We start from the raw sequence: 12,529 nt of genomic DNA on the forward strand, positions 1-12,529 counted from the left end.
GGGGTGCATGTCAAGGCGGGAAAGATGCCTTGACAAGCACCCCCGAACCGCAGGGGAGCTTCGTATCGGGGTGCGGGGGAGGTGTGGGTGCCTCGCTCGTTGGGTGGATTGGCTGCGGTAGAGGGGCTGGGTGCTTCGATCGTTGGGTGCACCGGTGCGGTTGGGTGGGTCGGCGGGCGTGGTTATCCCAGGTGGGCTCGTAGGGTTTGTGCGGCTGCTTTGGGGTCTTCGGCCTCGGTGATTGCTCGGACGACGACGATTCGGGTTGCGCCTGCGGCCAGTACCTCGGGTAGGCGGGGTTCGTCGATGCCGCCGATGGCGAACCAGGGGCGTTCGGTGTTGCTCGCTGCGGTTGAGCGGACTAGGTCCAGGCCGGGGGCGAAGCGGCCGGGCTTCGTCGGGGTGGGCCAGCAGGGGCCGGTGCAGAAGTAGTTCACTCCTGTCTCGGTGGCGGCTGCTGTGGCTTGCTCCTCCGAATGGGTGGATCGGCCGATGACTACGTCGTCGCCTAGGACTCGTCGGGCGAGGGAGACTGGGATGTCATCTTGGCCCAGGTGCAGGACGTCGGCGCCGACGGCCAGCGCTACGTCCGCACGGTCGTTTACCGAGAGCAGCGCTCCGTGTCGGGCGCAGGCCTCTGCCAGGACTTCCAGTGCTGCGATCTCCTGCTTGGCCTCGAGCGGGGCGCCGCCGGTCTTGTCCCGCAGTTGGATGATGTCCACGCCGCCCGCCAAGGCTGCGTCGGCGAACTCGGCCAGGTCGCCTCGGGACGTGCGGGCGTCGGTGCACAGGTACAGCCGGGCGTCGGCTAGCCGGGTGCGAATTTGGTCTCCGGTCAAGGCAGGCATGGCGGTGACGTTACCCGCGCGCTACGGTGTGGGAGTCCGCACGGGAGCCCGAGGCAACGGGCTGAGAGGGAGCTGCCGCTCCGACCGTGGAACCTGATCCGGGTCATGCCGGCGCAGGGAGCGTGATTCCACTGTGAACACCAGCACCACAACCGTCACTGTCGTCGGCGGCGGCGTCATCGGGCTGTCCGTCGCCTGGCGCGCGGCCGCTCGCGGATGGCGCGTCACGGTCGTCGACCCGGAGCCCGCGCGCGGTGGCGCGTCCTGGCTGGCCGGCGGGATGCTCGCACCGGTCACCGAGGCGTGGCCGGGCGAGGAAGCCGTGCTCAGCCTGGGGGAAGCGTCGCTGCGGCGCTGGCCAGGCTTCGCACGCGACCTCGCCGACGAGGGCACCGATCCCGGGCTGGCCGAGCACGGCACGATCGTCGTCGGGTTCGACAGCGCCGATGCCGGGCACCTCGACATCCTCGCCGGGTACCTGCGTTCGCTCGGCCGCGACGTCGAGACGCTCACCGGTCGCGAGGCGAAGCGGCTCGCGCCGGGCGTCGGTGCGGTGCGCAGCGGCCTGCATGTACCGGGCGATTTAGCCGTGGACAACCGGAAACTGCTCACAGCGCTGAGCGAAGCGGCTACGAAGCGTGGGGTCGAGTTCCGGCGCGAGCGGCTCGAGAGCCTTTCCGACGTGTCCGGCCCGGTGATCCTCGCCGCGGGGGCGTGGACCGGTCAGCTGCATCCGTTGCTGGAGCACGCCGTACGTCCGCTGAAGGGCGAGATTTTGCGGCTGCGTCCGCGTCGTGGCTGTCTGCCGCCTCCGCCGTACACGGTGCGCGCGATGGTCGAAGGGCGGCCGATCTATCTGGTACCGCGAGAAGACGGCGAACTGGTCCTTGGCGCGACGCAGTACGAAGCCGGTTTCGATCAGGCTGTCACCGCGCGCGGCGTACGTGAGTTGTTGGAAGGCGCGGAACGTATTCTGCCCGGCATCACGGAGTACGAGCTGGTGGAAGTCGCTGCCGGACTGCGTGCTGCGAGCCGCGACGCTCTGCCGTACATCGGCGAAGTGAGCGAAGGCGTGTACGCGGCGACAGGACATCACCGCAACGGTTTGCTGATGGCGCCCGCGACTGCGGACGCCGTGGTCGCGTGGCTGGCCGGCGAAGCCCCGCCGCCGGAGGTCGCCGCGGCGACGCCCTCCCGTCTGGTCGAGAAGGAGCGAGTCTGATGGAGATCAAGGTCAACGGCGAATGGCGGGAATTCCCCGACGACAGCACCGTTTCCGCGGTCCTCGACGCGCTGGGAGCGGAACGCAGGGGTGTGGCCGTCGCGGTCAACGGCGAGGTCGTGCGGCGTGGCGAATGGGAAGAAGCGGTCGTGCCGAAGGGCGCGCAGCTCGAAGTGCTGACCGCGGTTCAAGGAGGTTGAGCATGGACGACCTGATCATCGGCGAACACAAGCTGTCGTCGCGACTGATCATCGGCACCGGTGGCGCGGCGAATCTCGAAGTGCTGGAACGAGCGCTCGTCGCGTCGGGCACCCAGCTCACCACCGTGGCGATGCGCCGAGCCGACGCCGAGGGCGGCTCGGGCGTACTGGAGCTGTTGCGGCGCTTGGACATCGAACTGCTGCCGAACACCGCAGGCTGCCGCACGGCGGCGGAAGCCGTGCTCACCGCCCAGCTGGCCCGCGAGGCGCTGGAAACGAACCTGATCAAACTCGAGGTGCACGCCGACGACCGCACCCTGCTGCCGGATCCGCTGGAAACCCTGGAAGCAGCCGAACGCCTGGTGGCGGACGGATTCACGGTGTTCGCGTACACCAACGACGACCCGGTGCTCGCCCTGCGCCTGGAGGAAGCGGGCTGCGCCGCGGTGATGCCGCTCGGTGCTCCGATCGGTACTGGGCTGGGAATCCGGAACCCGCACAACATCGAACTGATCGTCTCGCGCGCGTCGGTGCCGATCGTGCTGGACGCGGGGATCGGCACGGCGTCGGACGCCACGCTGGCAATGGAACTCGGCTGCTCGGCGGTACTGCTGTCGACCGCGGTGACCCGCGCGGCGGACCCGGAACGAATGGCCTTGGCGATGCGGAGCGCGGTGGAGGCGGGGTATCTGGCGCGCGGCGCGGGAAGGGTGCCGCAGCGGTTTTGGGCGCAGGCGTCCAGTCCGCCTCGCTGAGCTACGCCTCGACGACGATTCTGCCGCGCACACCGCCGCTTTCGAGCGTGCGGTGTGCGTCGGCGATATCCGCCAACGGAAAACACCCGGTCCACCAACGGTCGCACCAACCCGGCGGTGACCCATCGGCTCAGGTCGGCGAGCGGGTCTGCCTTCGGGCTCCGGTGTGGGAGGAACGGTTCGTGAGTGGCTTGAAGCGAGAACTCCTGTGGTCGAGTGATCGGCACTTCAGGGTCTGGTCCTATGGTGCCGGGCACTCGGTGCTGGAATTGAGGACAACGGAATGGTGCGAGCGCACGGATCCTGATCTGGACATTATTAAGATCCTGTTTTTCGGCGTTTCGGAAATGGGATTAAGCATCGGACACGGCGGCCCAGTGGCTCTGTGGTCTGTTGACCAGTACGGTTCGTATCAACCCCGGTCGAGGTATCCGCGCTTGCTTGTCGAGATTGACGGTGGTGAGCGGAAAGGCTTCGCTGATGCCGCCAGCTGCGCATTCATCGGGAAAATCAGAGCGGCGACCAGCTCGAGTGTCTCTTCAAAGCTAACGCGGGAAAGGCTTAACAGCTGGTCGGCCAGGGTGCGTCAGCGCCGGTGCGAGCCCCTCACGGAACTGTGATCACCACTTTGCCGCGCACTCCGCCTTCCTCGAGTGCTCGATGCGCCCCCGCGATATCCGCCAGCGGAAACACCCGGTCCACCAACGGCCGCACCAGTCCGGCGGTGACCCAGCGGCTCAGGTCGGCCAGCAGGTCTGCCTTCGGATTGCCGCTGAATCCCCGCACCCACCGTCGGCGTCGTAGCGAATTAGCCGCGACATAGCCGACCGTACGGGCCGGACGGTTGAGGTCGAACGCGATCGCGACCATCCGTCCGCGCGGGGTCAGCAGTTGCCGGAACGTGTCTAGGTCTCGGCCTACGGTGTCGAGGATTACGTCGAACTTCCCCAGGTCGCCCGGATCGCGGTAGTCGAGTGCGGCGTCCGCGCCGAGGTCCCTTGCCAACTCAAGGTTCTTGGCGCTCGTCAGTCCGGTCACGTGCGCGCCCATCGCTTTGCCGAGTTGTGTGGCCACAAAGCCGACCCCGCCGGTCGCGCCGCGGACCAGCAGGCGTTCGCCCGGCTTCAGATGGGCTTTGTCCCGCAGTGCGGTGATCGCGGTGATGCCCGCCAGCAGCGACGCGGCCTGCGCGGGATCCAGCCCGGCAGGCACGTGGTCCAGTCGATCCGCGGCCAGCACGTGGTACTCGGCGGCGGTGCCCATCCGCCGCCCGCCGCCCCAGACTAGGTCGTCGAGCGTGAACCGGCTGGTTCCGGGATCGACGACCTCGCCGACCAGGTCTACGCCGATTCGCTTGGGGAAACGCTTGCCGCTGAACGGAAGCAGCTTCCCGGACCGCATGGCGAGTTCGCCGCCGTTGACTGTCAGCGCGCGCACTCGGACCAGGACTTCGCCGGGGCCGGGCGTCGGCGTCGGAAGGGTGGTCTCGCGCAGGACTTCCGGTGGTCCGTAACGGTCGTAGGTGATGGCGCGCATCGAAGTGGAAGGCATGTTCCACTTCTAGCACGGAAAGTGGAAAGGGTCTTCCGATTCACGTAAAGTGAGAGAGTGCCGGAAAAATCGACTCGGTTGCGCACCGACGCAGCCCACAATCGCGCGCACATCCTCGATGTCGCCGAGCGCACGTTCGAGACCGAGGGGCTCGACGTGTCGATGAGCGAGCTGGCGCGCCGCGCGGGTCTCGGCGTCGCCACGGTGTACCGCCATTTCCCGACCAAGGCCGACCTGGTCGCGGAAGCTTTCGCGGAGCCGATGGCCGAGTGCGCGGGCATGCTCGACGAGGCGCTCGCCGACCCCGATCCGTGGCGTGGGTTCTGCCGGGTGATCGAGGAGGTGTGCTCGATGCAGGCGCGCAACCACGGTTTCTCCGCCGCGATCGTGACCGCGCTGCCGGATCAAGCCGCCTTCGCCGAGTTGCGGGACCGGGCGTTGCGGGCGTTCGCCGAGTTGATCCGCCGGGCGCAGGACGCCGGTGCGCTGCGGGCTGACTTCGCGGTTTCCGACCTATCGTTGATCTTGCTGGCGAACGGCGGGCTGCGATCAGGCGCGGGAGCGGCGGCACCAGCGGCGTCGCGGCGGCTCGCCGGCTACCTGCTGCAGTCGTTCCGGGCGGAGGCCGCCGCGCCGCTGCCGCCGCCCGCGGAGCTGCCGCTCGACGTGTCGGTGCTCTGAATGGGGCGGCCAAGCTGCACAAATAGTCGGGTTGTGGTGATTTCGCCCGCGCTTGACACGGATTGAGCACGGGTACGCCGTATGGTTGACGGCACCCTTTCCGGCGCACCCAGCGGCGGGCACCAGCGTCAGAAGGAGCCGATCGTGACTCTTTCCTCGGTCCAGGACGTAACGGGCCGGTTGTACCTAGCGGTGGGGCGGCTTTCCCGCTCGCTGCGCCAGGCGGGCGCGCCCGGGCCCGGACACGGGTCGATTTCCGCGCTGGCCACGCTCGTCCACTTCGGCGAACTGCGCCTCGGCGACCTCGCCGCGAAGGAAGGCGTGGCGGCGGCCACGATGTCGCGGATCGTGGCCACCCTGGTGGAGGCCGGTTACGTCACGCGCGAATCCGACCCGGTCGACCGGCGCGCCTGGCTCGCCCGCGCCACCGAGGAAGGCGAACGCCTCGTCTCCGGCGTGCGGTCCACCCGCGTGCAGGAACTCAACCGCCGCCTCGACCGGCTCACGCCCGAGGCCCGCGAGTCGATCATCGCCGCGCTGCCCGCGCTGGAAGCCCTGATCTCCGACGAGGGCTAGCTGTGATGTCCAGGGACGTTGTCCCGGGTTAAGGCGGTGACCGGCCTGTCGTGCTGACAGGTGAAGGCCCCGGGGGTGAAGTGGAGCTGTCTAGGAACCGCTTCGCCCGCCGGAGGCCTTCGTGTCCCACCCTAACGCCGCCCTGACCCCGCGCACCCGCCTGCGCCTCGCCCGCCTGATCGTCGAGCAGGGCTGGACCTGCACCGCCGCCGCGAAAATGTTCATGGTCGCCACCAAGGCCGCCGCGAAGTGGGCCGACCGCTACCGCGCCGAAGGCATGGCCGGGATGACCGACCGCAGCTGCCGCCCGCACCACAGCCCCGCCCGAACGTCCCCGCAACTGACCCGCCGGATCGTGCGGCTGCGGTGGCGCCAGCGGCTGGGCCCGGCCCAGATCGCCGGCCGGCTCGCCATCCCTGCCTCGACCGTGCACGCCGTCCTGACCCGCTGCCGGATCAACCGGCTCTCCCGCATCGACCGGGCCACCGGCGAACCGCTACGCCGCTACGAGCACGGCCACCCCGGCTCGCTGATCCACGTCGATGTCACCAAGTTCGGCAACATCCCCGATGGCGGCGGCTGGCGCCACGTCGGCAAGCAGCAAGGCAAAAAGAACAGATCAGCGACCTCCCGCCGCACCGGAACCTGGAGCACCGACCGGCACGCCCGCACCGGCACCGCGTTCGTGCACACCGTGATCGACGACCACTCCCGCGTCGCCTACGCCGAGATCTGCGCCGACGAGAAAGCCGACACCGCCGTCGGTGTCCTGCACCGCGCGGTCGCCTGGTTCGCCGACCGCGGCGTCACCGTCGAACGCGTGCTTTCCGACAACGGTGCCTGCTACCGCTCGTCGGCCTGGCGCGGGACCTGCACCGAGCTGGGCATCACCCCGAAACGGACCCGGCCTTACCGGCCGCAGACCAACGGCAAGATCGAACGGTTCCACCGCACCCTGGCCGAGGGATGGGCTTACGCCCGCTTCTATCCCAGCGAACACGACCGCCGGGCAGCGCTGCCGGGATGGCTGCACTTCTACAATCACCACCGGCCCCACACATCCACCGGAGGCAAACCACCCGTCACCCGGCTGACCAACCTCCCTGGACATCACAGCTAGCGCTCTTCCGGGGCCAGCCGCCAGAACGCCGACACCGGGCCGACTTTCGCGCCCATCGGGTACGAGTGTTCGACGGCCTGCGACACGAACCACTTGCCGTAGCGCGCCGCCTCGACCACCGGCATGCCTTTGGCCAGCCCGGCGGTGAGCGCGGACGCCATGGTGTCGCCGGCTCCGTGCGTGTGCGGCGTCTGCCAGCGCGGGCCGGGCAGCTCCACGAACGTCGAACCGTCGAAGAGCAGGTCGACGCACTCCGGGTCGGACTGCAGGTGGCCGCTCTTCACGAGCACGTACTTCGGGCCCAGCTGGTGCAGCACGACGGCCGCGGTGTGCATGCCCTCGCGATCGGTCACGGTCATGCCGGTGAGCAGCCGCACCTCGTCCAGGTTCGGGGTGAGGACGGTGGCGCGCGGCAGGAGTTCGTCGCGCAGCGCGGCGAGGCCGTCGTCGTCGAACAGCGACTGGCCGGTCATCGCCGCGGCCACCGGGTCGACCACGAACGGGATCGCGCCGTCGCGCCCGATCCCAGCCTTGTCGCAGGCCGCCGCGACCGCGTGAATGATCTCCGCGGACGCGAGCATGCCGGTCTTCGCCGCGCCGACGCCCATGTCCGCCGCGACCGCCTCGATCTGCCCGGCGACGATGTGCGGCGGGAGGTCGGCGCGGTCGTGCACGCCGAGCGTGTTCTGGACGGTGACCGCGGTGACCGCGACCAGGCCGTGCACCCCGCAGGTGAGGAAGGTCCGCAGGTCCGCCTGCAGTCCGGCGGCCCCGCCGGAATCCGATCCGGCGATGGTGAGCGCGGAGGGCGGGCTCGGGTTCTCAGTCATGTGCGCGTTCCGACTTCTGGTCTGGTCCATTGAGGCAACTGTGCTTCATTCACAGTCCACCACGATGGCACAGTAAACGTTCGTGCTGGTCCCCGTGATGAAGGAGACATCAGTGAAGCTCGCCGCGGCCGGTCTCCTGCTCCTGTCCACGCTGGCGGTACCGGGGGTCGCCAGCGCGGACAGCCCCCAGCTTTCGCACGTGACCACGGTCGGCGTGCACAACACCTACGACCCGGCCGCGTACCCGTACCTGGCGCAGGCGCTGGACAACGGCTCGTCCCTGCTCGAGCTCGACGTCTGGCCGGACTTCTTCACCCACGAGTGGAAGGTCAGCCACTCCAACCCGCTGGGCAACGGCAACAACTGCGTCGACGCGCACACCGCGGCCGACCTTTACTCCGGCGGGACCAACAAGGACCTCGAATCGTGCCTGGACGACATCCGGATCTGGCTCGGCGCCCATCCCGGCCGCGGGCCGCTCAAGGTGAAGATCGAAATGAAGACCGGTTTCTCGGCGAATACCGGCCTCGGCCCGGCTCAGCTGGACGCCGCGTTCCGCGACCATCTCGGCGACGCGGTGTTCAAGCCCGCGGATCTGCTCGGCAGCCACGCCACGCTGGATGAAGCGTCCAAAGCGGACAACTGGCCGACGCTGGACGCGTTGCGGGGCAAGGTGCTCACCGAGATCATCCCCGGCACCGTCGAAGAGGGAAACCCGACCGACACGCTGCACACCGATGTCGAGTACGTCCGTTACCTGCTGGACCAGAAGGCGGCCGGGAAGCTGAATTCGGTGCAGATCTTCCCGACCGTGCACGGTGCCGCCGGCGGCGATCCGCGCGACAAATACACCGCGGAGCAGAAACCGTGGTTTGTCGTTTTCGACGGAGACGCGAGCGAATGGCTCGCGAAGGCCGGAATGTCCTGGTACGACGAAAACCACTACTACGTGGTGATGACGGACGCCCAGAACGTCGCGCCGGCCATCGACGACCACAACCCGACCGTCGACCAGGCGACCCAGCGCGTCGCCGAACTGGCCAAGCAACACGCGTCCGTGGTGACGTCCGATTGGACCGGCCTCACGACCGTGCTGCCGACGGTGGATTCGCGCGGCTACTGTGCCGATCATTACTAATCCGACCACAGCCACGGCCGAATGGCTTTCGGAGCAACGGTTACGTGACGCGGTCGGGGTCGGCCTACTTTTGGTCGGATTAGTAAAACCGCGGCGGCGGCTTCAGCACCGACATCCGGTATTCGTACACCGCTTGCGCTTCGGCGATCCCCGGGCGCGGCGTGACGCCCGATTTGCGGATCGTTTTGACCGCCGAAGCGGTGCGGTGCTCGGTGACCAGGCCGTCGACCTCGTGCTGCACCTCAAGCGGCAGCCGCGCCCACAATGCTTCCGGTGTCTCGCTCATCCGGCCAGTGTCGCATTCACTGCGGATTCGCGAGCCGCCAGAACGGGGAAACCGGGCCGACCCCGGCACCGAGCGGATACGCCTCCTGGACGCAGCGTTCGATGAACCGTTTCGCCTCCGCGACCGCGGTGGGCACGTCCTCGCCCTTTGCGAGCGACGAGGTGATCGCGGACGCCATGGTGTCGCCGCCGCCGTGGGTGTTCTCCGTGTCGATGCGCGGTCCGCTCAGCTCGATGACCGACGAGCCGTCGGTGAGCAGATCGACGCAGTCGGCGGCGTCGTAGAGGTGCCCGCCCTTCACCAGAACCCATTGGGAACCGAACTCCAGCAACGCTTCCGCGGCGGCGTGCTGGCTCTTCGCGTCGGTGACGCTGACGCCGGTCAGCAGCCGGACCTCGTCGAGATTCGGCGTGATGAGCGTGGCGCGCGGAAACAGTTCCGTGCGGATCGCTTCCAGCGCTTCCTCACGCAGCAGCGCGTGGCCGGTCATCGACGCGGCTACCGGGTCGACTACGAACGGGGTGTCCGTAGTGCGTCCAATGTGGACTTCGTCCAGCGTTTTCGCCACTGCCTGAATGATGTCCGCGGTAGCGAGCATGCCGGTCTTCGCCGCGTTGACGCCCATGTCCTCGGCGACCGCTTTGATCTGCGCGGTGACGACGTCGACCGGGATCTCGGAAAACCCTTGCACGCCCAGCGAATTCTGCACGGTAACCGCGGTGAGCGCGACCAGGCCGTGCACGCCGTTGGCGAAGAACGTGCGCAGATCCGCCTGCACGCCCGCACCGCCGCCGGAATCGGATCCGGCGATGGTGAGGGCGGTACGAGGGGTGACTGTCACTGGTTGACCACGGGCAGGTAGACCTTGTTGCCCTGCTCGGAAAACTCCGCGGACTTCTCGGCCATGCCCGCCTCGATCGCCTCCACAGAGGACAGACCGTGCTCCTCGGCGTACTTGCGCACGTCCTGGGTGATCCGCATCGAGCAGAACTTCGGTCCGCACATCGAGCAGAAGTGCGCGGTCTTCGCCGGTTCCGCGGGGAGCGTCTCGTCGTGGAAGGACCGCGCGGTGTCCGGGTCGAGCGACAGGTTGAACTGGTCGTTCCACCGGAATTCGAAGCGGGCCTTGGACAACTCGTCGTCCCAGTCCTGCGCGTACTGGTGGCCCTTGGCGAGGTCGGCGGCGTGCGCGGCGATCTTGTAGGTGATCACGCCGGTCTTCACGTCGTCGCGGTTGGGCAGGCCGAGGTGCTCCTTCGGCGTGACGTAGCACAGCATCGCCGTGCCGTACCAGCCGATCTGCGCCGCGCCGATCGCCGAGGTGATGTGGTCGTACGCCGGGGCGATGTCCGTGGCGAGCGGGCCGAGCGTGTAGAACGGGGCCTCGCCGGTGAGCTTTTCCTCCAGCTCCACGTTTTCCTTGATCTTGTGCATCGGCACGTGGCCGGGGCCTTCGATCATCACCTGCACGTCGTGCTCGCGCGCGATGTGCGTCAGCTCGCCGAGGGTTTCCAGTTCGGCGAACTGAGCCCGGTCGTTGGCGTCCGCGATCGAGCCGGGACGGAGGCCGTCGCCGAGGGAGAACGTGACGTCGTACTCGCGCAGGATCTCGCACAGCTCGGAGAAATGCGTGTACAGGAAGGATTCCTGGTGGTGCGCGAGACACCAGGCGGCCATGATCGACCCGCCGCGGCTGACGATGCCGGTGACCCGGCGCGCGGTGAGCGGGATGTAGCGCAGCAGCACGCCCGCGTGCACCGTCATGTAGTCGACGCCCTGCTCGCACTGCTCGATCACGGTGTCGCGGTAGATCTCCCAGGTGAGCTTTTCCGGCTCCCCGTTGACCTTTTCGAGCGCCTGGTAGATCGGCACGGTGCCGACCGGGACCGGCGAGTTGCGCACGATCCACTCGCGCGTCTCGTGGATCCGCTTGCCGGTGGAGAGGTCCATGATCGTGTCGGCTCCCCAGCGGGTGGCCCACACCATCTTGTCGACCTCTTCCTCCACAGAGGACCAGACGGCCGAGTTTCCCATGTTGGCGTTGATCTTCACCAGGAAGTTCTTGCCGATGATCATCGGCTCGGTCTCCGGGTGCTTGCGGTTGACCGGAATCACCGCGCGACCGCGGGCGACCTCGTCCTGCACGAACTCCGGAGTGCAGCGTTCGCGCGCGGCGATGAACTCCATTTCCCGGGTGATGACCCCGGCTTTGGCCCAGCCGAGCTGGGTGTTGTGCTCCCGTCCGTCAGCCCAGCCGGAGCGGAGCGGGTGCAGTCCATTGTGGACATCGATGTTCGCGTCCGGATCGGTGTAGGGGCCGGACGTGTCGTACACGTCGAAATGCTCCCCGTTCGACAGGTCGATCCGCCGCGCCGGAACCCGCAGTCCGGATTCGGTGCGGTGGTAGACCTTCCGCGAGCCGGTGATCGGCCCGGTGGTGACGGACGGGGCGATGGCACCCTGGTTTTCCAGCGTCGTCAACGACGTTCACTCCCTACGCCGGCATTACCCGGTCAGGTTCATGCGGTCGGTGACGCCGGGTGTCCGCGAGATGGACACCAGCCACCCTCTCAGCCCGCCAAGGCGCGAGCTCCCGCGTTGCATTCGGTTGAGGTTGCTTGTCCGACGATGCCATGCGGTGTCGGGTTGACACAACCCTCCCGCCCGTCTGGCCGAAGCACAACGAAGGCCTCCCCGGTGATTTCGGGGAGGCCTTCGGGGAATTCGGCGCGGGTCAGGCGTCCGCGGGTTCCTTGGGCGGCAGCCAGGTCAGGCCGGGAACGCCCCACTTGTTTTTCTTGAGCATCTTCTTCGCCGCGCGCGCGTGGCGGCCGACGAGCCGGTCCAGATAGATGAACCCGTCGAGGTGATCGGTCTCATGCTGCAGGCACCGCGCGAAGTAGCCGGTGCCCTCGACCTCGATCGGATTTCCCTCGACGTCGAAGCCGGTCACCTTCGCCCACGAGGCGCGCCCGGTCGGGTACGACTCGCCCGGGGCCGAGAGGCAGCCCTCCCAGTCGTCGTCCGGGTCCGGCATCGTCTCCGGGATCTCGGAGGTCTCCAGCTTCGGGTTGACCACCACGCCCTTGTGCGCGACGCCCTCGTCGTCCGGGCAGTCGTATACGAACACCCGCAGGTCGAGCCCGATCTGGTTGGCCGCGAGGCCGACGCCCTCGGCCGCGTACATGGTCTCGAACATGTCCTCGACGAGGGTGGCGAGTTTGTCGTCGAACTCGGTGATCTCGCGCGTGGGCTGGTGCAGCACGGGTTCGCCGGCGATGCAGATGGGGTGGACGGTCACGGACGCCGAGTTTAGTCGGAC

Annotated in this window: 14 protein-coding genes and 2 riboswitches; of the genes, 7 read left to right on the forward strand and 7 right to left on the reverse strand. The window is 68.1% G+C overall.

Annotated features, from left to right (window positions below; translation table 11 throughout):
- Positions 1-182 precede the first annotated feature (182 nt).
- On the reverse strand, positions 183-848 hold the full coding sequence (gene thiE, locus PUT80_RS42415) for a thiamine phosphate synthase (RefSeq protein ID WP_275295524.1): 666 nt from the start codon (positions 846-848) through the stop codon (positions 183-185).
- A gap of 30 nt (positions 849-878) precedes the next feature.
- Positions 879-985: riboswitch (TPP riboswitch) on the forward strand.
- On the opposite strand from thiE, the gene thiO reads away from it, so the two are divergent.
- The 3 genes from thiO to PUT80_RS42430 all read left to right on the forward strand — a co-directional run bounded on the left by thiO (position 982) and on the right by PUT80_RS42430 (position 3,025).
- Entirely contained in the window at positions 982-2,070 is a 1,089-nt protein-coding gene (thiO, locus tag PUT80_RS42420) for a glycine oxidase ThiO (RefSeq protein WP_275295525.1), read from the forward strand. Its footprint overlaps the riboswitch before it by 4 nt.
- On the forward strand, positions 2,070-2,270 hold the full coding sequence (thiS, locus tag PUT80_RS42425) for a sulfur carrier protein ThiS (RefSeq protein ID WP_037361904.1): 201 nt from the start codon (positions 2,070-2,072) through the stop codon (positions 2,268-2,270). Before thiO ends, thiS begins: the two co-directional genes overlap by 1 nt.
- Positions 2,267-3,025, forward strand: coding sequence for a thiazole synthase (locus tag PUT80_RS42430; protein ID WP_101437282.1), 759 nt, complete (start codon positions 2,267-2,269; stop codon positions 3,023-3,025). Before thiS ends, PUT80_RS42430 begins: the two co-directional genes overlap by 4 nt.
- A gap of 606 nt (positions 3,026-3,631) precedes the next feature.
- On the opposite strand, the gene PUT80_RS42440 is transcribed toward PUT80_RS42430, so the two are convergent.
- Positions 3,632-4,576, reverse strand: a complete 945-nt coding sequence (locus PUT80_RS42440) for an NAD(P)-dependent alcohol dehydrogenase (RefSeq protein WP_275295526.1) — start codon at positions 4,574-4,576, stop codon at positions 3,632-3,634.
- A gap of 57 nt (positions 4,577-4,633) precedes the next feature.
- Here PUT80_RS42440 and PUT80_RS42445 point away from each other — a divergent pair, with 57 nt between their 5' ends.
- The 3 genes from PUT80_RS42445 (at position 4,634) to PUT80_RS42455 (ending at position 6,953) form a co-directional block, all read left to right on the forward strand.
- Entirely contained in the window at positions 4,634-5,257 is a 624-nt protein-coding gene (locus tag PUT80_RS42445) for a TetR/AcrR family transcriptional regulator (protein WP_275295527.1), read from the forward strand.
- A gap of 144 nt (positions 5,258-5,401) precedes the next feature.
- Positions 5,402-5,833 carry a MarR family transcriptional regulator gene (locus PUT80_RS42450; RefSeq protein ID WP_037718524.1) on the forward strand — a complete coding sequence of 144 codons (432 nt, stop codon included), beginning with the start codon at positions 5,402-5,404 and terminating at the stop codon, positions 5,831-5,833.
- 121 nt (positions 5,834-5,954) lie between these two features.
- Positions 5,955-6,953, forward strand: a complete 999-nt coding sequence (locus PUT80_RS42455; RefSeq protein WP_275295528.1) for an IS481 family transposase — start codon at positions 5,955-5,957, stop codon at positions 6,951-6,953.
- On the opposite strand, the gene thiD (PUT80_RS42460) is transcribed toward PUT80_RS42455, so the two are convergent.
- Positions 6,950-7,783 (reverse strand): bifunctional hydroxymethylpyrimidine kinase/phosphomethylpyrimidine kinase, encoded by an 834-nt coding sequence (gene thiD / locus PUT80_RS42460; protein WP_037807932.1) that lies wholly within the window; start codon positions 7,781-7,783, stop codon positions 6,950-6,952. The genes PUT80_RS42455 and thiD (PUT80_RS42460) overlap by 4 nt on opposite strands.
- A 97-nt stretch (positions 7,784-7,880) precedes the next feature.
- Between thiD (PUT80_RS42460) and PUT80_RS42465 the strand changes: the two genes are divergently transcribed.
- A complete protein-coding gene (locus tag PUT80_RS42465; RefSeq protein WP_343076919.1) occupies positions 7,881-8,921 on the forward strand; it encodes a phosphatidylinositol-specific phospholipase C domain-containing protein in 1,041 nt (346 codons plus the stop codon).
- Between the two features lie 79 nt (positions 8,922-9,000).
- Here PUT80_RS42465 and PUT80_RS42470 read toward each other — a convergent pair whose 3' ends face one another.
- From PUT80_RS42470 to PUT80_RS42485, 4 genes are all read right to left on the reverse strand, one after another.
- The gene (locus PUT80_RS42470; protein ID WP_134734312.1) at positions 9,001-9,207 is read right to left on the reverse strand and encodes a hypothetical protein; all 207 of its coding nucleotides are present in this window, start codon (positions 9,205-9,207) and stop codon (positions 9,001-9,003) included.
- Positions 9,208-9,223: 16 nt separating this feature from the next.
- Complete coding sequence (gene thiD / locus PUT80_RS42475) at positions 9,224-10,048, reverse strand: bifunctional hydroxymethylpyrimidine kinase/phosphomethylpyrimidine kinase (protein WP_275295530.1); 825 nt, start codon at positions 10,046-10,048, stop codon at positions 9,224-9,226.
- The gene (thiC, locus tag PUT80_RS42480; RefSeq protein WP_275295531.1) at positions 10,045-11,688 is read right to left on the reverse strand and encodes a phosphomethylpyrimidine synthase ThiC; all 1,644 of its coding nucleotides are present in this window, start codon (positions 11,686-11,688) and stop codon (positions 10,045-10,047) included. Before thiC ends, thiD (PUT80_RS42475) begins: the two co-directional genes overlap by 4 nt.
- Positions 11,682-11,814, reverse strand: a riboswitch (TPP riboswitch). (Overlaps the previous gene by 7 nt.)
- Before the next feature lie 127 nt (positions 11,815-11,941).
- Positions 11,942-12,508: a peptide deformylase gene (locus PUT80_RS42485; RefSeq protein ID WP_275295532.1), complete on the reverse strand. Its 567-nt coding sequence runs from the start codon at positions 12,506-12,508 to the stop codon at positions 11,942-11,944.
- Positions 12,509-12,529: the final 21 nt, after the last annotated feature.

Source organism: Amycolatopsis sp. La24, from assembly GCF_029087445.1.
GTDB classification, from domain to species: Bacteria; Actinomycetota; Actinomycetes; order Mycobacteriales; family Pseudonocardiaceae; genus Amycolatopsis; species Amycolatopsis nivea.

Bases quoted from the DNA above. Each gene is read 5' to 3' on its own strand.
- thiE (WP_275295524.1), bottom strand. From the start codon at position 848: ATGCCTGCCTTGACCGGAGACCAAATTCGCACCCGGCTAGCCGACGCC.
- thiS (WP_037361904.1), top strand. From the start codon at position 2,070: ATGGAGATCAAGGTCAACGGCGAATGGCGGGAATTCCCCGACGACAGC.
- PUT80_RS42440 (WP_275295526.1), bottom strand. From the start codon at position 4,576: ATGCCTTCCACTTCGATGCGCGCCATCACCTACGACCGTTACGGACCA.
- thiD (WP_037807932.1), bottom strand. From the start codon at position 7,783: ATGACTGAGAACCCGAGCCCGCCCTCCGCGCTCACCATCGCCGGATCG.
- PUT80_RS42465 (WP_343076919.1), top strand. From the start codon at position 7,881: ATGAAGGAGACATCAGTGAAGCTCGCCGCGGCCGGTCTCCTGCTCCTG.
- PUT80_RS42470 (WP_134734312.1), bottom strand. From the start codon at position 9,207: ATGAGCGAGACACCGGAAGCATTGTGGGCGCGGCTGCCGCTTGAGGTG.